Raw genomic sequence first — 18,222 nt, 5'->3', positions numbered from 1 at the left:
TGGGTGCGAGGACAACCCGTCAATGCCGGCGGTGCGGGCGTCGTGTTCGTCAACGGCAGCGCGGCCAACCTGGGCAACGGCGTCGCCGTGACCGTCGAAGGCGCGCAGGTCGTCGACGGCGTGCTGATTGCCACCCGCGTCAGTTTTTGAGCGTCAGTCGATGACCGACCACCTGAGCCAATGGGTTGGCGCTTTCCTGGCCGAGTGGTTCCGCCTGTCGGAAGGACTTGCGGATCCCGTGCAATCGAAGGAATTCGCGAAAGAGATCTACGCCTCGTACGGGAAGCGCGATCCTGTCGACGTCGCCGCAGAAATGTGGGGCGGCGGCGCGGGGCGGACCGAGCCGTGAGTTGACATCCTTCCCTCCCTGGAGGGCGGGGATTCCCTCATCCGGACGGCCAAGTCCGGCCGCACGCACGCAATAGCGCGCACTACACTGACTGCATGTCCGCGTCGCTGACGTCGTCTCATCAGAACGAGCGTTGGGAGCTGGGCGATCAGGCATGGTCGCGCAATCCGACGACGGGTGCTTTCGATCTCGCCGACTTCAGAGGGCTGGGTGCAGCCCAGGCGGTGTACAACGCGCTCGACCTGGCGGCGCTGGTCGGCGCCCGCGTGAGCTTCGATGGGCCGGATCGGGGGACACGGCCCCTGGCACTCTATCCCGGGGCGTTCAAGTTTTCTCCCATGACGGGCAAGGCGTTGCCTGAACCGTCCATCCCCCAACTGGATGTTTGGCTGCCGCCTTTCGGCGGCGACGGTTCAGGTGCAGACGATCCGCAAGGGCTGGGCCTGACAGCCGTCCGGCTGGCACTGCGGCCGACGCTGAGCATCGAGTCCCTGCCGGACCACCAGTTGGCGATGCCGCCCGCGGGGAACTACCAGTTCCTTGTGAGCGCGTGCCACACGTGCGAGTCCAGATTGTTCGCGATCGATTCTTCGCGCGGACTCATCTACCACTGGCTGCCGTACTCGGAGTGCTGGCTGGAGATCTATCCGAGAGGTGCCGAGATACTCGTCGAAAGCGCTCTGGTCGCCAACGCCTGGGGCATGGTGGTGCAGGACCCCAAGGAATCCACCAGGCTGTTCATGCCTACCGATGACGGACTGGCCATCGTGTCCATCAATCCTATCGGCCGGACCTACGAATCGCATCTCGTAGGCGGACGCTGCGTGGGCGCGCCGGTCATGTGGCAAGGCAGGGTTCATGTGCCGATGCTGGAAGAAGACAGGAAACTCGGCGTTTACGCATTGGATCCGAATGGCAGTGCTCTTCGCCGTATCGATGGGCCGCCGCTCGCGGCAACCGCAGCGGCAGCGCCGTGGTTTCGACCGCTGACCGACGACCGCCAGATCGTCTGGATGACCTCGATGGGCCAACTGATGGTCAAGCGCGGCGCCGGCGCTGCGTTCGAAACCTCCTTTCTGCCATGGCCGTCGGGCATCACGCCGCGCTTCGATCTGGGCAGCCCCTACCTTTCCGACAGCGGCCAGCTATGGCAGCAGTGCTTGCGGCAGGACGACCAGGAAGGGCAGATCGTCTTTGTTCAACTCGGGCTCAGCGAGCCGGAAGTCAGACCTGCGAGTTCACCCCGGCTGTGCACCGGTTCGGCGTGCTTTCAGCTCGCGACGCGCCTGCTGGGCGATCCATGGCTCGATCCCGATGACAGCAGCGATTCCAGTGCCGGCGAAGTGATTTGCCCGTTGCTGGAATCGACTTCGGCATCGACCCTTCTGTGCGCGCGCGTGCCGAATATCCGATCGGTGGATGGCCTTGTCGCGTCCAACGAGACGTGCACCACCACCTTCGAATTGCGCGGCGAACATGATGTGCAGTTCTGGGCTGCCCGCTTGGCCCGGCCGTGGATGACGCGACCCTTCGTCTATTCGGGCCACCTGTTTCTCTATCACCCCGACCAGCGTCGCCTGCCGGGCTGGCGCATCGACGCATGAGCCGTCTCGTGCAACCGGGCTTGGCCAATTCGGAGCCGGACTTCTCGGTGCCTTGCCAGCGTTGTGCTGCGCAGTTGTATGGGCGGGTCAAATTCTGTCCGTACTGCGGCGAGGATGCGTCCCTCACGTTCGGCGCCAGCGCGACAGACGAGATCCAAGAGGATGTCGACGCCGAGCCTGCGCGCTTCGTCCCCGCCCCGTTCGAATGGCAAGAGGAGGCGCTAGTGCATGCCGTGGCGCCGCGTCCTGGCGCCGTCCTCAAGCGCTCGGCGATCGGCGCGGTAGCGGCGCTTGTTCTGCTCGTGCTCGCCCTGGCGCTGGGGTACCTCTATGTCGACAAGCAGCACGAGACGAACCGGTCGCGAGAGTTCTCGGCGAAACTGGCGCAAGCACAGGGTGCCTTGAGCCGTGGAGACCTCAGCGCCGCGGAGCGTGCGCTGGTCGTCCTGGCCGCTGCCCATCCGGATCATCCTGGCGTGCGGGACTTGAGGAACGAACTCGATCGGCGAGGGCGGGAACAAGACGCCAAGCGCGAGCAGCTGCGCGAGGCCACCCAGAAAGCGGCCAGGGTGCTCGGACTGGCCGAGCCGTCGCCATCGCCCGCCCCAGCGCCGCCGGCAGCGCAGGCGCCGCCCATCGCAGCGCCCGCGCCGGAGATCGGCACGGCGGACCCCGGAAGGAGCGGGTGCAACGACACGCTTGCGGCCCTGGCTCTGTGCGAGAGATGAGATGCGCGATCAGCAGCGCAGACGTATCGGCAATCGCCCGACAGGACTACCATGAACGACCTTCACTGGAGCCGGCAATGCCAATCAGATCGATCCTGACGGGGCTGATAGCGATGGTGGTCCTCCTCTCCTCGGCCCTCGCGCAGCCCAGGGCGCAGTACAAGATCGTCACTGCATCGAAAAGCGGCACCTACATCCAGATCGGCCGCGACCTTGCCAAGTGGGTAGCCGAGCCCGCCGGCATCGAGCTCGACGTCCTGGAGTCCAAGGGTTCGGCGGAGAACGTTCAGCGCATGCGCTTCGAGCCGGGGGTCAAACTCGCGCTGGTGCAGTCCGATGTCTACCAAGCCTTCCTCGACGAGGCGAAGGCTGGAAACGCCGACGCGGGCAACATCATTCGTCCGCTGCGCCTCATCATGCCGCTCTACGACGAAGAGATCTACTTCGTCGCCCGCGCCGACTCGCCGCTGAACGCCATCCACGAGATCAAGAACAAGAAGATCGGCGTCGGAGCGCTCGGCAGCGGCACGGCGCTCACGTCGAGAACGCTCTACCAGCTGATGTTCGGCGAGCAGATGCCGGCCGCCAACGCGCAGTATCTGACCAACGAGGAAGCGCTCGCCAAGCTCACCGTCGACAAGTCGATCGACGTCGCCATCATCGTGGCCGGCCAGCCGGCCAAGCTGTTCTCGGACATGAAGCCCGAGGCGCGCAACTACATCAAGATCCTGAAGCTGGACGATGCGGCGCCGGAAACAGCGCGTGCGAAGAAGACCTACTTTCCCGCGACGATCCGCGCCGCGAGCTACTCGACATGGCTCACGGCCGACATTCCCACCCTGACCGTGAAGGCCTATCTGGTCACCTACGACTACGGCCTGCAATCGACGGTCGGAAATCTCGGCCGATTCGCCGAGTCGCTTTGCAAGAACTTCGACAAGCTCCAGGCCAACGGGCATCCCAAGTGGAAGCAGGTGCGCCTGGAGCTGCCCGCCCTCGGCCAGGGATGGCGCTACTACGCGCCCATGGAAAAGCGGCTGCGCGCCTGCATCGCCGGGCACGCAGCGGCGGGCGGGCCGGCATGGGCCAGGACGCAACCCGCAGGGCGCGACTGCACGGAGCAGGAATGGGTGCTCGGCTTGTGCAAGAGGTGAGCTTGATGGCCCGCGGCGCGGCAGCTGATCCGCTGCCTCGATTCGCCGGCCGCCGTGCCGGGGTCGAGCGCACCGGCCTCGAAGCGATCGCGGGGGCGGCCCGTAAACTGAGGCCATGAGCTCGCCGATCACCCCCGCCATCGTCTCGGCCCTTGCGCCCACCGGCACGCTGCGTGCCTCCATCAATCTCGGCAACCCGATCCTCGCGAACAAGGATGCGGCCAGCGGCGAACCGGCCGGCGTCTCGGTCGACCTGGCACGCGCTTTCGCGCAGCGCCTGTCGGTTCCGATCGAGCTGGTGGTGTTCGACAAGGCGGCCGCGTCCGTCGATGCGGTACGAAACGACAAGGCCGACATCGGCTTCTTCGCGATCGATCCGGCGCGCAGCGAGGGCCTGCGCTTCACCGCGCCCTATGTGCTGATCGAGGGCAGCTACCTGGTGCCCGCGGCCTCGCCGATCCGGCGCAACGACGAGGTGGACCAGGGCGATGTCCGCATCGCGGTCGGCGCCGGCAGCGCCTACGACCTCTTCCTCACGCGCGAGATCAGGGAGGCGCAGATCGAGCGCCTGCAGGGCGCCAAGGGCGTGTTCGAAAGCCTGCACGCGGGCCAGGTCGAGGTGGCGGCCGGCATCCGGCAGGTGCTCGAGGCCGAAGCCGGGCGCTCGCCCGGCGTGCGCATGCTGCCCGGGCGCTTCATGGTGATCCAGCAGGCGATGGGCACGCCGGCCTCGCGCGGCGCCGAAGCAGCCGCGGCGCTGGCCGCCTTCGTCGAGGAGATGAAAGCCGGCGGCTTCGTAGCCGAGGCGCTGGCGCGGCACGGCATTCAGGGCGCCAGCGTGGCGCCTGCCGCTCAGGCGTAGCGCGCCAAGCCCAATCCTTCCATATCGATCTCGGGTGAGCGGCCGCCGATCAGGTCGGCCATCACGCGGCCGGTGCCGGCCGCCATGGTCCAGCCCAGCGTGCCGTGGCCGGTGGCCAGCAGCAGATTCGAAATAGGCGTGGCGCCGAGGATGGGCGTGCCGTCGGGCGTCATCGGCCTGAGACCGGTCCAGAATTCGGCGCCTTCGACGCTGCCGCCCTGCGGGAACAGATCGGTGACCACGTGCTCCAGCGTGTCGCGCCGCCGGTCGTTCAACCGCAGGTCGTAGCCCGAGAGCTGCGCGGTGCCGCCGACGCGAATGCGGTCGCCCAGCCTTGTGACGGCGACCTTGAAGGTCTCGTCCATCACCGTCGACTCGGGCGCCATCGCCGGGTCGCTGATCGGCACCGTGATCGAGAAGCCCTTGACTGGATACACCGGCAGGCGGATGCCCAGCGGCTTCAGAAGCTTCGGCGAATAGCTGCCCAGCGCCACCACGTAGCGCTCGGCACGAAAGGGGCCGGCTTCGGTATGGACCGCGGTCACGCCGGCGGCGTCGCGTGCGACGTCGGTGATGCCCACGCCGAAGCGAAAGCGCACGCCCGCCGCTTCGGCCAGCCGCGCCAGTGCCTGCGTGAACTTGAAGCAGTCGCCGGTTTCGTCGCCCGGCAGGCGCAGCCCGCCGACGAACTTCTCCCTCACGGCGGCCAGCGCCGGCTCGTGCTGCACGCAGCCCTCGCGGTCCAGCAACTGGTAAGGCACGCCGTAGGCCTTGAGGATCTCGATGTCCTTGGCCGTCCCGTCGAGCTGCTTCTGCGTGCGGAACAGCTGCAGCGTGCCGAGCGAGCGCTCGTCGTAGCGGATGCCGGTGTCGGCGCGCAGCTGCTGCAGGCAATCGCGGCTGTATTCGGCCAGGCGCACCATGCGGCCCTTGTTGAGCTCGTAGCGCGCATGCGTGCAGTTGCAGAGCATCGCGATCCCCCAGCGCCACATCGCCGGGTCGAGCATCGGCTTGACGACCAGCGGGCGATGCCGCATCAGAAGCCACTTGATCGCCTTGAGCGGCACGCCGGGCCCAGCCCAGGGCGCCGAGTAGCCGGGCGACACCTCGCCCGCGTTGGCGTAGCTGGTCTCCAGCGCCGGCGCCGGCTGGCGGTCGAGCACGGTGACCTCGTGGCCGGCCTTGGCGAGGTAGTAGGCCACGGTGGTGCCGATTACCCCGCTGCCCAGAATCAGTACTTGCATGCCGCTCCTCGTCCTCCCAAAAGCACCGGCTTTGCAATGCCCGCCCCGGACACCTCAAGCGCGAGAACCATGCCAGGAACACCACGGAACCGGCTTTGCCGGGCCGTCGGTGTTGCCCCCGGAGAGGGGGTTGGCGGCCACACGAAGTGGGCAAGCCTGGGGATGAACGTCATTGCAAACCCAGTGCCGACTGCAAACGCTCTGCCGACAAATGCTCCGGCCGCTCGGGCCAGGCTTCCAGCAGCGCCACCATCTTCTCGTTGATCGGCGCGCGGGCGCCGTTCGACTTGGCGAGCCGCACCACCTCGCCGCACAGCGCGTCGATCTCGGTGCGCCGGCCCAGCGCCAGGTCGTCGGCCATGCTGGAGCGCGCCTTGTCGTCGATGCGCAGCAGGCGCGCCGCAACCAGGCGGAACAGCGGCGTCGGCAGGCGCAGGATGAACGGCAGGCGCCGCGCCGGCACCGCCGCGAGCTGCGCCGGCGCGATGTTGGCCCACGACAGGGCATCCAGCGCTTCGTCCATCAGGGCCGCCAGACAGCGGCGATAGCCGCGATCCAGCAACTGCTCGCGCAGCGGCAGCCCCGAGAGCGCATTGATCGGGTTGTTGAGGTTGAGCAGCAGCTTGCCCCATTGAACCGACAGCATGTCGTCGTAAGTGTCGACCGGTACGCCGGCACGCTCGAACACCGCCAGCCAGGGCCGCAGTGCCCTGCTGCGCCGGGCGGCCAGCCGGCCGGGCGTGCCGCGGTGGAAGTTGCCGGGTTCGATCTCCGCCACGTTGTACGGCACCATTCCGGGCAGCACATAGAGCGTGGGCGCGACCTTCGATGCAACGGCCGCGTTCGAGATGCCGTTCTGCAGCGAAAGCACCGGCGTGCCGGCCGGCAGCGCTTCGGCCAGCTCGGCCGCGGCCTCGGCAGTGGCGTTGCTCTTCACGGTCAGCAGCACCAGCGAGGGCCGTATGCCCTGAGGCACCCGCTCCTCGAGATGCAGCGCGTCGGGCGGCACGTGGCGCTCCATGCCGTCGAGATCGCTGAGCGTGATCCCGCGCCGCGCGAGCACCCGCAGCACCCGCGGGCGGCCGACGAAGACGACGCGCACGCCCTCCGCCGCCAGGCTGCCGCCGATGAAGCAGCCGAGGGTGCCGGCACCCATCACGAGCACGTCGACGGGCGCGGGCTCGGACTCGTGCTCGGCCATGTGCGCTAGATCCGTTCCGCCACCCAGCCTTGCACCGACTTCAGCGCGGCCGGCAGGCCTGCCGCATCGGTGCCACCGGCCATGGCCATGTCGGGCTTGCCGCCGCCCTTGCCGCCGACCTGCTGGGCGACGAAGTTGGCCAGCTCGCCCGCTTTCACACGGCCCATGGTGTCGACCGTGACGCCGGCGGCGATCTGCACCTTGCCGCCGTCGACCGCCGCCAGCACGATGGCCGCGGTCTTGAGCTTGTCCTTGAGCTTGTCCATGGTCTCGCGCAGCGTCTTGGCATCGGCGCCGTCGAGCTTGGCGGCCAGCACCTTGATGCCGCCCACATCGACCGCCTGGGCCAGCAGCTCGTCGCCCTTGGAGGATGCGAGCTTGCCCTTGAGCGCGCCGACCTCGCGCTCGAGCGCGCGCACCTGGTCGAGCACCTGCACGAGACGCGGCTGCAGTTCCGAGGCCGGCGTCTTCAGCGTGGCGGCGACGCTGTTCACCGTCGCCTCGAGCTCCTGCAGATAGGCCAGCGCATTGGTGCCGGTCACCGCCTCGATGCGGCGCACGCCGGCGGCCACGCCTCCCTCGCTCACGATCTTGAACAGGCCGATGTCGCCGGTACGCGCGACGTGCGTGCCGCCGCACAGCTCGCGGCTCGAACCGATGTCGAGCACGCGCACGGTGTCGCCGTACTTCTCGCCGAACAGCATCACGGCGCCGGTCTTCTGCGCCGACTCCATGTCCATCAGGCGCGCCTGGGTCGCCTGGTTGGCCAGGATCTCGGCGTTCACGCGCTTCTCGATCTCGAGGATCTGTGCTGCGCTGACGGCAGCGTTGTGCGTGAAATCGAAACGCGTCTTGTCGGCATCGACCAGCGATCCCTTCTGCTGCACATGCGTGCCCAGCACCTCGCGCAGCGCCTTGTGCATCAGGTGAGTGACGCTGTGGTTGCGCATGGTGGCCGCGCGCAGCGCCGTGTCGACGCGCGCGGTGACGGCGTCGCCCACCTTCAGCGTGCCCTGCGTCTGCGTGCCGTGGTGGCCGAACACGTCGGCCTTGATCTTCTGCGTGTCGTCGACGCCGAACTGCACGCCTTCGGCGACCAGCACGCCCTGGTCACCGACCTGGCCGCCGCTCTCGGCGTAGAAGGGCGTGGTGTCGAGCACCACGATGCCGGGTTGGCCTTCTTTCAGTTCCTGCACCGGCGCGCCTTCGTAGTAGAGGGCCACGACCCTGGCCTTCTCTTCGAGGTGCTCGTAGCCGGTGAAGGTGTTGGCCGCGCCGGCGTACTCGACGGCGCGGTCCATCTTGAACTTGCCGGCGGCGCGGCCGGCGGCCTTCTGCTTTTCCATCGCGGCGTTGAAGCCGGCCGCGTCGACCTCGACGCCGCGCTCCCGGCACACGTCGGCCGAGAGGTCGAGCGGGAAGCCGTAGGTGTCGTGCAGCTTGAAGGCCACCTCGCCCGGCAGCACCTTGGCGCCCGCACCGCTTGCGGCGCCTTGAGCCCCCAGGGCCGCGTCGAGGATTTCCATGCCCATGGCGAGCGTCTCGAAGAAGCGCTCCTCTTCCGCCTTCAGCGTCTCGGTGATGCGCTTCTCGTCGGCCACGAGCTTCGGGTAGGCCGCGCCCATCAGCGCCACCAGGTCGGGCACCAACTTGTGGAAAAAGGGCTTCTTCTGGCCCAGCTTGTAGCCGTGGCGGATGGCGCGGCGCACGATGCGGCGCTGCACGTAGCCGCGGCCCTCGTTGCTCGGGATCACGCCGTCGGCCACCAGGAAGGCGGTGGCGCGGATGTGGTCGGCGATCACGCGCAGGCTCTTGTTGTCCAGATCCTTTTCGCCGGTCTCGCGCGCAGCGGCCTTGATCAGCGCGTCGAAGATGTCGATCTCGTAGTTGCTGTGCACGTGCTGCATGATCGCGGCCAGGCGCTCCAGGCCCATGCCGGTGTCGACGCAGGGCGCGGGCAGCGGCTTCACGCTGCCGTCGGGCTGCATGTCGAACTGCATGAACACGTTGTTCCAGATCTCGATGTAGCGGTCGCCGTCTTCGTCAGGCGAGCCGGGCGGGCCGCCCGCGATCCCGGGGCCGTGGTCGTAAAAGATCTCGGAACACGGGCCGCACGGGCCGGTGTCGGCCATCATCCAGAAGTTGTCGGACATGTAGCGTCCGCCCTTGTTGTCGCCGATGCGCACCACGCGCTCGGGCGGCAGGCCGATGTCCTTGGTCCAGATGTCGTAGGCCTCGTCGTCCTCGATGTAGACGGTGGCCCAGAGCTTGTCGGCCGGCAGCTTGTACACCTCGGTCAGGAGCTCGAAGGCCCATGTGAGCGATTCGCGCTTGAAGTAGTCGCCGAAGCTCCAGTTGCCCAGCATCTCGAAGAAGGTGTGGTGGCGAGCGGTGTAGCCGACGTTCTCGAGGTCGTTGTGCTTGCCGCCGGCGCGCAGGCAGGCCTGCACCGAGGCCGCGCGCACGTAGGGGCGCTTGTCGGTGCCGAGGAACACGTCCTTGAACTGCACCATGCCCGAGTTGGTGAACATCAGGGTCGGGTCGTTTCCGGGCACCAGCGAACTCGACGGCACCACGGTATGGCCCTTGGAGGCGAAGAAATCGAGAAAGGACTTGCGGATGTCCGCAACGCTGAAGGTGGGCTGGCTCATCTTGGATTGGACTTCTCAGACAGGCAGCCGAGCGGGCAGCCCCTGCATCGAACCCACCTAACTGCTTGATTTGCTTGAACATTCGATTATAGGTTTGGCCCTCTGTCCCGCATGCCCCTGTTGCTTTGCCCAAGACCTATGCTCGACCCCATGAACGACCGACTGCTGGCCGACGCCGTGCTGGTGCTGCACGGCCTTTTCATCCTGTTCGTGGTGGCGGGCGGCCTGCTCGTGTGGCGCTGGCCGCGGCTCGCCTGGCTGCACCTGCCGGCGGTCTTCTGGGGTGCCTGGGTGGCCTGGTTCGGATGGGAATGCCCGCTGACGCCGCTGGAGAACCAGCTGCGGCTCGCCGCCGGCCAGGCTGGCTACAGCGGCGGCTTCATCGACCATTACCTGCTGGGCGTGGTCTATCCGGAGGGCCTCACCCGCGCCGCGCAGATCGCTTCGGGCACCTTCGTTGCCGTGCTCAACCTGGGGGTGTATGCGCTGCTTCTTCGTCGTGCGCGACGATTGAAGCAGCGCTAATGCCCTTCGGGCCGACGGGCTACGGGGACTGCGGCGCGCCAGCCGGCTCGATGTTCAGGTTCATGCGGAACAGGTTGCCAGGATCGAATTGCCGCTTCACCGCCTGCAGGCGCGCGTAGTTCGCGCCGTAGCTGCCGGCCACGCGCTCGGCCTCGTCCTCCGTCAGGAAGTTGACGTAGCCGCCGCCGGTGGCGTGCGGCGCAGCATCCTGGAAGACCTCCCGCGCCCATGCGCGCACCCGCTCGTCTTCGCCCGGGTCGGACCAGCGGCCATGCACGTTCATGATGTAGCGCGCGTCGCGGCCGACGAAGGCCGTGTCCTCCGGCTTCACGCGCGCCATCGCGCCGCCGAGCTGGGCGATGAATATCTCGCACGCCGGCCCCGGCAGGCGGCGGACGGAGTCGATCACGAGGTCGAGCGCCTCGTCGCTCAGCGAGCTGAAGTTGTTCGACTTCCAGTAGTTGCGGCTGCCCGGCGCGAGCAGCGGATCGAAGGCGGACTGGAAGCCGGCATAGGGCGTGGGCCCCAGCGCGGTGCCCAGCGGATCGCCGAACTGCAGCACCGGCGCGGCCGCGCGCTCGCCGGCTTCCACGTCGCCGCTGTAGACCAGCGGCAAGATCACCACCTCCGTGCCGTGGACCGATTCGGGAAGGAAGGGCAGCGGCGGCGCCTTGCGCATCACCGTCCAGACGCTCAGTTCGTCGGGCGCGGCGGTGGTGAAGTCGCGCCACGCGCGCAGCACCTGCTGCGCCTGCGCGAACGGATAGACCACCAGGCCCGAGTACAGCTCGGGGCCGACCGGATGCAGCTGGAACTCGAACGAGGTCGCCACGCCGAAGTTGCCGCCGCCGCCGCGCAGGGCCCAGAACAGCTCGGGTTCCGAGGTCGGCGAGGCGACGCGCTCGGTGCCGTCGGCGATCACGACGGTGGCGCGCAGCAGGTTGTCGATGGTCAGGCCATAGCGGCGCGTCAGCCAGCCGAAGCCGCCGCCGAGCGTGAGCCCGGCCACGCCGGTGGTGGAATTGATGCCGAGCGGCGTTGCCAGCCCGTGGACCTGCGCCTCGCGATCGAAGTCGCCGAGCAGCGCGCCCGCCGCGACGCGCGCCATGCGCTTGGCGGCATCGACGCTGACCGTGCGCATGCCCGACAGGTCGATCACCAGACCGCCCTCCGCGACCGCGTTGCCCGCGATGTGATGGCCGCCGCCGCGCACGCTCAGCAGCATCTTGTGCGCTGCGGCAAAACGCACCGCAGCCTGGACATCGCTGTCCTTCATGCACCGCGCGATCAGCGCCGGACGGCGGTCGACCGTGCCATTCCAGACCTTGCGCGCTTCGTCGTAGGCAGCATCGGCGGCGCCCAGAACGCCGCCGCCGATCTGCGCCGCGAAGGCGGCGACGTCGGACTGCTGGAGTTGCCGGACATCCTTGTCCAGCGTCTGGTAGGTCAGAGAGGTCATGGCGTGCTCCCGGAATGAACGCGTTGAAGAGCCGGAGGCTCATTTTGCGACTTGCTCGCTCGGGCGCCTGACCTGGCGTCCTTGAAATTTGGCCGTGCGTCCGGTGCATGGGGCAGGACCGTGGACCTGGAAGGCCCGCAGTAGAATCCACGCCGCTGCGGGTGTAGTTCAATGGCAGAACGGCAGCTTCCCAAGCTTCATACGAGGGTTCGATTCCCTTCACCCGCTCCAAATCCAGCTATCACGGCCCCTCTTGCAGGGGCCGTTTTCGTTGCGCTTCGCGGAGGTATTCGCGCCATCGATTTATCTCATTGATCCAAAGCGTTTTACTCCCGAAGCGCTCATCCCTAACCTCTGCCGACTTCCGATCCGGTCCCCATCGAAGGGACGGACAAAGGTCTGCAGATGCGTGCCTGGCGCTCCAGCGTTCGTCGATCTGCTGAAACAGAACGACACAACGGAACGCGAGACATGCCCAAACTCCTCTTGTTGATCAACGCCAACACCACCAAGCAGATCAAGCTGCGCAAGCCGGAAACAACCGTCGGGCGGGCGACGACCAACGACATCGTCATCAAGCATGAACGAGTCAGCCGTCTCCATGCCGTGCTGATCCTCGACGGTCCGTTCGTGACGATCAAGGATCTGGCCAGCAGCAACGGCGTCTATGTGAACGGCGTCAAGGTGGAGTCGCAGCATCTGGTCGATGGCGACAGCATCTCCATCGGCGGCTGCCGGATGCGCTTCCTGGCCGGCAATCAAGACTACACGTCCGTCGAGGCCTTGCGGCTGCTGACCATTCCCGGGCTTCCGCTCGAACTGGCGTCTCGCAGGGTCTCTCCCGCATGGGCCGACGCGTTGCGTGGCGCGGCCGCCTGACCCGCTCGATCTCGGCACTCCTCGAAGGGTCATCCGCCGAGCCGTCCCTCGCAACGCCTCCTACAATGGTTCGCATGCGCTTCCCAGCCACCGTCCTCCCCGTCGCTGACTGCCCCGCTGCAGCCCCCGCCGCCCTCGCGGCAGGCCGGCGCGCGCGTGCAGCCGAGGGCAAGGCGACCCGGCCCGCTGAGCGCACGCCAGCCGCACCCTCCCCCGCCCGGCGATCCCCCTTCCCTCTTCTCGTTTAGCGCAACCATCGATCGCCGGGCTTAAGCCCCGCGCGACAGCGACCCTTTACGGCTCGCATTCGATTGGAGTGCTTCATGTCATCGACGACCACCCTTCGCGGCGAGCGCACGCTCACCGAGCTCGATCACCTTCGTCTCAGCAAGCTGCTCGACGAAAAATCCCATCCGGGGCTCGAAGCCCTGCTCGATGCCGCCGAGGTGCTTGGCTCACGCGAGGTGCCGGCAGATGTCGTCACGATGTATTCGCAAGTCACCCTCGCAGATGTGCCCTCGGGCCAGCGCCACAAGCTGACGCTCTGCTACCCTAAGGACGCCGAGCCCGGCGCCGGCCTCGTCTCGGTGCTCTCGCCGGTCGGCATGAGCCTGATCGGCTTGCGGCTCGGCGCGGTGGCGAGCTGGACCTTGCCCAGCGGCGAGGAAGGCCGCGCCGAAGTGGTCGAGATCCTGTTCCAGCCCGAAGCCAGCGGCGACTACACAACCTGAGATCGGCTCAGTCGAGCGTCGCCAGGTACGCCGCGATGTCGCGCGCGTCCTGCTCCGTCACGCCCATCTGGGGCATGGCTGTCTGCGGGTCGACCTCGCGCGTGTGGCGCAGCCAGCGCACCATGTTGTCGGGCGTGTTGGCGAGCTTGCCGCCGATCATCGCGCGGCGCGCCACGCCGGCGAGCGGCGGGCCAACGTTGGGCTGCGAGCCGGTGACGCCCGGGATGGTATGGCAGGTGCCGCAGGCGTACTGGTGGATTGCCTTCGCACCGCGGCGCACATCGCCCTGCGCATCGGCATTCGTCGCCGCGCGGGGGCCACAGGCACTTGGCACCGCGGGGCCGCTCGTCACTGTCACGCCCGCCTGCGTCGCCTGGGCATACTGCTGCGGCGTGAGGTCGGGCAGCCGCTCGAGAAAGGCGACCACGGCCCACAGGTCTTCCTCGGCCAGGCGAAATTCCCAGGCCGGCATGCCGCTCATCTTGATGCCGTGCTTCGTCACCCAGTAGAGCTCGCGCGTGTTCCAGTGTTGGCGCGCATCGACCAGCGGTCCGGGCCAGGGCTGCATGCTCTTGCCGATGTCGTCCTGCGCAACGCCGGGGCCGCCGTGGCATTGCTGGCACTTGTCGCGAAAGCAGGCGGCGCCGCGCAGCACCAGCCGTTCGTCGTCGAGCTTCGGCGGCTCGATGCCGCGTGCGCGCAAGCGCACCGCTTGTCGCATCGCAGTCTCGAGCATCGAATACACGGGCTGCGTGTGCTGCTCGGTCGCGGAGATGTTGTAGAGCCCGCCCCACACCGTCACCGCCGCGCCCGCCGCCGCGGCCAGGCCGAGCACCGCAAGCGTCAGCAGGACGGTCTTCGAGGTTCCCATGTTTGGCGGCATTGTCCGACGCGCGAGAGCGCTGCCGTGTCGGCGCAAGGCGCATTCGCGCCGCGAGAATCGCGGGATGCCCGCTACCCTGCTGCCGCTGCTGCTGATGCCGGATCGCTCCGGCTCATGGACCGCACTGCTGCTGACCATCGCGGCGCTCGCTAGCGGCTGCGAGCTCGGCGAACGCAAGCTGCCCAACGCCAAGGCGCCAGCGGCCCAGATCGCGCGCGGCCAGCAGCTGCTCGCGCAATACCAGTGCGGCAGCTGCCACGCGATTCCGGAAGTCCCGGTGGCACGCGGCACGGTCGGCCCGCCGCTCGAGGCTTTCGGCCGCCGCAGCTACATCGCGGGCCAGGTGCCCAACGGTCCCGACACGCTGGCGCGCTGGATCGTTGCGCCGCAGGCCGTGGTGCCCGGCACCGTGATGCCCGCGATGGGCGTCTCGCCCGAGGATGCGCGCGACATGGCGGCCTACCTGCTCGCACTCGAATGAGCGGCACGGCTTCGCAATCCACACTGCAGGCCGCGGGCCCGGTGGCCGAAACGCTGCTCGGCGTGAGCACGGTGCTGGTGCTGGGCGCGACGCTGATCTTCGTGGCCGTGATGGCGCTGCTCGTGTTGGCCGTGCGGCGGCGCGGCGGCCAGGTGAATGCGCGCTGGTGGGTGCTCGGCGGCGGCGTCGTGTTCCCCACCGCGGTGCTGGCCGCGCTCTTCGCCTACAGCGAGTGGCACAAGCCGCCGTGGCGCATCGCGCCGCCGAAGAACGCGCTGATCGTCGGCGTCACCGCGCACATGTGGTGGTGGGAGCTGCGCTACCGCGATCCGGCCAGCGGCGCCGAGATCGTGGGTGCCAACGAGATCCGCATCCCCGTGGGCCGGCCGGTCTACTTCGGCCTTACGAGCGCCGACGTGATCCACAGCTTCTGGGTGCCGGCACTGGGCGGCAAGATGGACATGCTGCCGGGCCGCGTGCAGCACCTGCAGTTGCAGGCCGACCGGCCCGGCACCTGGCGCGGACAATGCGCGGAGTACTGCGGCGACCAGCATGCACGCATGGCGCTGCACGTGGTGGCGGAGCAACCCGCAGCCTTCGAGGCCTGGCTCGCGGCTCAGGCGCGGCCCGCGGCGGCCTCGTCCTCGCCAGAGATCGAGCGTGGCCGCGAAGCCTTTCTCGCCCATCGCTGCAACGCCTGCCACACGGTGCGCGGCGTGAGCGAAGAAAGCCGGCTCGGCCCCGACCTCACGCACGTCGGCAGCCGCCTCTACCTCGGCGCGGGCACGGTGGCGAACGACGCCGCCGGCCTCGCGCAGTGGGTGGCCCACACGCAGCAGCTCAAGCCCGGCGCACGCATGCCTTCGTCGGGCGAGCGCATCGACGAGGCGAGCCTTCGATCCATCGCGGCCTGGCTCGGCGAGCTCAAATGAAACCCGCGGCCGACACCCTGCCCTCCAGCCTGCCGCGCCCAGACGGCGAGCGCGAGGCGCTCGAACGCGCCTGGCGGGCACCCGAAGGCTGGCGGCTGCTCTCGGCCGTCAACAACACGCACATCGGCGTGTTCTACATCGCGACTGCGATGCTCTTCTTCGTGCTCGCCGGCATCCTGGCGCTCGTGATGCGCGCGCAGCTCGCCGTGCCCGACAACGGGCTCGTCGACCCGAAGACCTACAACCAGCTCTTCACGATGCACGGCACCGTGATGATGTTCCTGTTCGCGGTGCCGATCGTCGAGGCCGTGGCCGTCTACCTGCTGCCGGGCATGCTGGGTGCGCGCGACCTGCCCTTTCCGCGCCTGTCGGCCTACGCTTTCTGGGCCTATGCGATCGGCGGCATCGCCTTCTTCTGCACCATCTTCTTCGGTCAATCACCCGACGGCGGCTGGTTCATGTACCCACCGCTCACCGGCAAGGAGTTCTCGCCGGGGCGCGGCGCGGACTGGTGGCTCCTGGGTATCGGCTTCATCGAGATCTCTGCGATCGCGGGCGCGATCGAGCTCATCATCGGCATCCTCTTCACGCGCGCGCCGGGCATGACGCTGATGAAGATGCCGGTGTTCGCCTGGGCCATGCTGGTGACCGCGCTGATGATCGTGTTCGCTTTCCCTGCGGTGATCGCGGCCACCATGCTGCTCGAGCTCGAGCGCGCCTTCGACTGGCCCTTCTTCATCGCGGCGCGCGGCGGCGATCCGCTCCTGTGGCAGCACCTGTTCTGGTTCTTCGGCCATCCGGAGGTCTACATCATCTTCCTGCCCGCAGCCGGCATGGTCTCGATGATGATCGCCACGCTCGCGGGCACGCCGCTGGTGGCCTATCGCGGCGTGGTCGCGGCGCTGGCGGGCGTCGGCATCGTGAGCTTCGCGCTGTGGGCGCACCACATGTTCACGGCCGGCCTCGGCAACCTCTCGATGATGGTCGTCTCGGCGGCCAGCTTCATCGTCGCGATTCCGAGCGGCGTGCAGGTGTTCGCATGGATCGCGACCTTCTGGCGCGGCCGCGTGCGGCCGAACGCGCCGACGCTGTTTTTGCTCGGCTTCCATTTCATCTTCGTGCTGGGCGGGCTCACGGGCGTGATGGTGGCGGTGCTGCCCTTCGACTGGCAGGCGCACGACAGCTACTTCATCGTCGCGCATTTCCACTACGTGCTGATCGGCGGCATGGTGTTCCCGCTGTTTGCCGGCTTCTACTACTGGCTGCCGGTGTTCAACGGGCATTGCCTGTCGGAACGCTGGGGCCGCTGGGTCTTCGGCCTGATGTTCGGCGGCTTCAATCTCGCCTTCTTTCCGATGCACATCGCGGGGCTGATGGGCATGCCGCGGCGCGTCTATACCTACCCCGGCGATCTGGGCTGGAACGGCCTCAACCTGCTGTCGACCATCGGCGCCTTCACCCTGGCAGCCGGCGTATTGCTGTTCATCGCCGACGCGGCGCGCACGCTGTGGCGACCCGGGAAGGAGCACGGCAACCCGTGGCGGGCCGGCACGCTCGAATGGCTGCCGATGCGCGACTACGGCGTGCGCAGCATTCCCGAAGTGATTTCCCGCGAACCCCTGTGGGACCGGCCCGCGCTGCCACAGGAGGTCGAGGCAGGCCGCCACTGGCTGCCCGGCACGGTCTTCGGCGGCCGCGAGACGCTGGTGACCAGCGCGCGCGATGCGCGGCCGCTGCACCTGCTGCGGCTGCCCACCGACGGCTGGTGGCCGATGGTCGCCGCGGCGGGGACCGCGGGCTTCTTCCTGCTGCTGACGGTCGAACGCATCGTGCCCGCCTTCGCCTGCGGCCTGCTCGCGATCGCCGCCATCCTCGTCTGGCTCTGGGGTTCCGACCAGTTGCCGCCGAGCGCGACGGCCCGCGTCGCGCGCGGCGTCTACCTGCCGGTGGGCGCCGCCGGCCGCGCCTCGCATTCATGGTGGGCCGTGATCGTGCTGATCGCAGTGGACATGACGATCTTCGCGTCCCTCGTGTTCTCGCATCTTCACGTGTCGATGGCCGCGGACGTGTGCCCGCCGGCCGGTGCGGCGCTGCCCGCGGCGCGCTGGCCGCTGGGCTCGGCCGCACTGCTCGCGGCCGGCTCGCTGCTGATGGCAGGCGCAGCGCACGTGCTGGGCTCGGCCGAGGCGAGCGGCCAGCGGCTGCTGCGCGCGCTGGTGCTGCTCGCGATGGCCTGCACCAGCGGCGCCTTCGCGCTCGACCTGGCCGGCCATCTGCAGGCCGGACTCGACCCGCGCGCACAGGCCTGGAGCGCGACCGTCGGCATGCTGCTCGGCTACCAGGGCTTCCACGTCGCGGTGCTGCTGCTGATGGGCGGCTACGTGCTGGCACGCTCCTGGAGCGGCCGGCTCCAGCCTGCCGCGCGCGCCACCATCGACAACACGCTCCTGATGTGGCATTGCGTCACGGCGCAAGGGCTGCTGGCCGCGCTCGCGGTGCAAATGGCGCCGCGCTTCGCTTGAGGCCCCGGTCGACGGAA

16 protein-coding genes and 1 tRNA gene are annotated in these 18,222 nt (G+C 68.3%); 12 read left to right on the top strand and 5 right to left on the bottom strand.

The features are described 5' to 3' along the window. The first annotated feature begins 160 nt into the window (after positions 1-160). The 5 genes from EJI01_RS23220 (at position 161) to EJI01_RS23200 (ending at position 4,697) form a co-directional block, all read left to right on the top strand. Positions 161-349 (top strand): hypothetical protein, encoded by a 189-nt coding sequence (locus EJI01_RS23220; RefSeq protein ID WP_126839491.1) that lies wholly within the window; start codon positions 161-163, stop codon positions 347-349. Positions 350-444: 95 nt separating this feature from the next. Beyond that, positions 445-1,953 (top strand): hypothetical protein, encoded by a 1,509-nt coding sequence (locus tag EJI01_RS23215; RefSeq protein WP_126839490.1) that lies wholly within the window; start codon positions 445-447, stop codon positions 1,951-1,953. After that, positions 1,950-2,681 (top strand): hypothetical protein, encoded by a 732-nt coding sequence (locus EJI01_RS23210; RefSeq protein ID WP_126839489.1) that lies wholly within the window; start codon positions 1,950-1,952, stop codon positions 2,679-2,681. The genes EJI01_RS23215 and EJI01_RS23210 overlap by 4 nt, the downstream gene beginning before the upstream one ends. A gap of 77 nt (positions 2,682-2,758) precedes the next feature. Next, positions 2,759-3,835 carry a TAXI family TRAP transporter solute-binding subunit gene (locus EJI01_RS23205; RefSeq protein ID WP_126839488.1) on the top strand — a complete coding sequence of 359 codons (1,077 nt, stop codon included), beginning with the start codon at positions 2,759-2,761 and terminating at the stop codon, positions 3,833-3,835. A 115-nt stretch (positions 3,836-3,950) separates the two neighbouring features. Continuing rightward, positions 3,951-4,697, top strand: coding sequence for a transporter substrate-binding domain-containing protein (locus EJI01_RS23200; RefSeq protein WP_126839487.1), 747 nt, complete (start codon positions 3,951-3,953; stop codon positions 4,695-4,697). Here EJI01_RS23200 and EJI01_RS23195 read toward each other — a convergent pair. From EJI01_RS23195 to alaS, 3 genes are all read right to left on the bottom strand, one after another. Continuing rightward, positions 4,688-5,941, bottom strand: a complete 1,254-nt coding sequence (locus EJI01_RS23195) for a D-amino acid dehydrogenase (protein ID WP_126839486.1) — start codon at positions 5,939-5,941, stop codon at positions 4,688-4,690. The two genes, EJI01_RS23200 and EJI01_RS23195, sit on opposite strands and share 10 nt — an antisense overlap. Before the next feature lie 169 nt (positions 5,942-6,110). Next, entirely contained in the window at positions 6,111-7,142 is a 1,032-nt protein-coding gene (locus EJI01_RS23190; protein WP_126839485.1) for a 2-dehydropantoate 2-reductase, read from the bottom strand. A gap of 5 nt (positions 7,143-7,147) precedes the next feature. Next, the gene (gene alaS, locus EJI01_RS23185; RefSeq protein ID WP_126839484.1) at positions 7,148-9,793 is read right to left on the bottom strand and encodes an alanine--tRNA ligase; all 2,646 of its coding nucleotides are present in this window, start codon (positions 9,791-9,793) and stop codon (positions 7,148-7,150) included. Between the two features lie 150 nt (positions 9,794-9,943). Here alaS and EJI01_RS23180 point away from each other — a divergent pair, with 150 nt between their 5' ends. Next, positions 9,944-10,318 (top strand): DUF2784 domain-containing protein, encoded by a 375-nt coding sequence (locus EJI01_RS23180; RefSeq protein WP_126839483.1) that lies wholly within the window; start codon positions 9,944-9,946, stop codon positions 10,316-10,318. A 19-nt stretch (positions 10,319-10,337) separates the two neighbouring features. Here EJI01_RS23180 and EJI01_RS23175 read toward each other — a convergent pair whose 3' ends face one another. Continuing rightward, a complete protein-coding gene (locus EJI01_RS23175) occupies positions 10,338-11,777 on the bottom strand; it encodes an FAD-binding oxidoreductase (protein ID WP_126839482.1) in 1,440 nt (479 codons plus the stop codon). A 157-nt stretch (positions 11,778-11,934) separates the two neighbouring features. Between EJI01_RS23175 and EJI01_RS23170 the strand changes: the two genes are divergently transcribed. The 3 genes from EJI01_RS23170 to EJI01_RS23160 all read left to right on the top strand — a co-directional run bounded on the left by EJI01_RS23170 (position 11,935) and on the right by EJI01_RS23160 (position 13,387). Continuing rightward, positions 11,935-12,008, top strand: a tRNA-Gly gene (locus tag EJI01_RS23170). Between the two features lie 240 nt (positions 12,009-12,248). Continuing rightward, positions 12,249-12,656, top strand: coding sequence for an FHA domain-containing protein (locus tag EJI01_RS23165; protein ID WP_185879029.1), 408 nt, complete (start codon positions 12,249-12,251; stop codon positions 12,654-12,656). A gap of 323 nt (positions 12,657-12,979) precedes the next feature. Continuing rightward, the gene (locus tag EJI01_RS23160; RefSeq protein WP_126839480.1) at positions 12,980-13,387 is read left to right on the top strand and encodes a GreA/GreB family elongation factor; all 408 of its coding nucleotides are present in this window, start codon (positions 12,980-12,982) and stop codon (positions 13,385-13,387) included. 7 nt (positions 13,388-13,394) lie between these two features. On the opposite strand, the gene EJI01_RS23155 is transcribed toward EJI01_RS23160, so the two are convergent. Further along, positions 13,395-14,258: a c-type cytochrome gene (locus tag EJI01_RS23155; RefSeq protein ID WP_260602622.1), complete on the bottom strand. Its 864-nt coding sequence runs from the start codon at positions 14,256-14,258 to the stop codon at positions 13,395-13,397. A gap of 76 nt (positions 14,259-14,334) precedes the next feature. Between EJI01_RS23155 and EJI01_RS23150 the strand changes: the two genes are divergently transcribed. From EJI01_RS23150 to EJI01_RS23140, 3 genes are read left to right on the top strand one after another with little or no spacing between them, the layout of a single operon-like run. After that, positions 14,335-14,751, top strand: a complete 417-nt coding sequence (locus EJI01_RS23150) for a cytochrome c family protein (RefSeq protein ID WP_260602621.1) — start codon at positions 14,335-14,337, stop codon at positions 14,749-14,751. Then, positions 14,748-15,683: a c-type cytochrome gene (locus EJI01_RS23145; RefSeq protein WP_126839478.1), complete on the top strand. Its 936-nt coding sequence runs from the start codon at positions 14,748-14,750 to the stop codon at positions 15,681-15,683. The genes EJI01_RS23150 and EJI01_RS23145 overlap by 4 nt, the downstream gene beginning before the upstream one ends. Beyond that, on the top strand, positions 15,680-18,205 hold the full coding sequence (locus EJI01_RS23140; protein WP_126839477.1) for a cbb3-type cytochrome c oxidase subunit I: 2,526 nt from the start codon (positions 15,680-15,682) through the stop codon (positions 18,203-18,205). Before EJI01_RS23145 ends, EJI01_RS23140 begins: the two co-directional genes overlap by 4 nt. The last annotated feature ends 17 nt before the right edge of the window (positions 18,206-18,222 follow it).

It is taken from the genome of Variovorax sp. MHTC-1 (assembly GCF_003984645.1).
Classification (GTDB): Bacteria; Pseudomonadota; Gammaproteobacteria; order Burkholderiales; family Burkholderiaceae_C; genus Variovorax.
The sequence above is the reverse complement of the archived record's forward strand: the minus strand, read 5'-3'. Positions and strand labels throughout refer to the sequence as shown.

Excerpts from the sequence above, each read along its gene's own strand:
- EJI01_RS23210 (WP_126839489.1), top strand. The coding sequence starts at position 1,950 with ATGAGCCGTCTCGTGCAACCGGGCTTGGCCAATTCGGAGCCGGACTTC.
- alaS (WP_126839484.1), bottom strand. The coding sequence starts at position 9,793 with ATGAGCCAGCCCACCTTCAGCGTTGCGGACATCCGCAAGTCCTTTCTC.
- EJI01_RS23150 (WP_260602621.1), top strand. The coding sequence starts at position 14,335 with ATGCCCGCTACCCTGCTGCCGCTGCTGCTGATGCCGGATCGCTCCGGC.
- EJI01_RS23160 (WP_126839480.1), top strand. The coding sequence starts at position 12,980 with ATGTCATCGACGACCACCCTTCGCGGCGAGCGCACGCTCACCGAGCTC.
- EJI01_RS23175 (WP_126839482.1), bottom strand. The coding sequence starts at position 11,777 with ATGACCTCTCTGACCTACCAGACGCTGGACAAGGATGTCCGGCAACTC.
- EJI01_RS23155 (WP_260602622.1), bottom strand. The coding sequence starts at position 14,258 with ATGGGAACCTCGAAGACCGTCCTGCTGACGCTTGCGGTGCTCGGCCTG.
- EJI01_RS23215 (WP_126839490.1), top strand. The coding sequence starts at position 445 with ATGTCCGCGTCGCTGACGTCGTCTCATCAGAACGAGCGTTGGGAGCTG.
- EJI01_RS23145 (WP_126839478.1), top strand. The coding sequence starts at position 14,748 with ATGAGCGGCACGGCTTCGCAATCCACACTGCAGGCCGCGGGCCCGGTG.
- EJI01_RS23180 (WP_126839483.1), top strand. The coding sequence starts at position 9,944 with ATGAACGACCGACTGCTGGCCGACGCCGTGCTGGTGCTGCACGGCCTT.
- EJI01_RS23190 (WP_126839485.1), bottom strand. The coding sequence starts at position 7,142 with ATGGCCGAGCACGAGTCCGAGCCCGCGCCCGTCGACGTGCTCGTGATG.
- EJI01_RS23195 (WP_126839486.1), bottom strand. The coding sequence starts at position 5,941 with ATGCAAGTACTGATTCTGGGCAGCGGGGTAATCGGCACCACCGTGGCC.
- EJI01_RS23205 (WP_126839488.1), top strand. The coding sequence starts at position 2,759 with ATGCCAATCAGATCGATCCTGACGGGGCTGATAGCGATGGTGGTCCTC.
- EJI01_RS23140 (WP_126839477.1), top strand. The coding sequence starts at position 15,680 with ATGAAACCCGCGGCCGACACCCTGCCCTCCAGCCTGCCGCGCCCAGAC.
- EJI01_RS23220 (WP_126839491.1), top strand. The coding sequence starts at position 161 with ATGACCGACCACCTGAGCCAATGGGTTGGCGCTTTCCTGGCCGAGTGG.
- EJI01_RS23200 (WP_126839487.1), top strand. The coding sequence starts at position 3,951 with ATGAGCTCGCCGATCACCCCCGCCATCGTCTCGGCCCTTGCGCCCACC.
- EJI01_RS23165 (WP_185879029.1), top strand. The coding sequence starts at position 12,249 with ATGCCCAAACTCCTCTTGTTGATCAACGCCAACACCACCAAGCAGATC.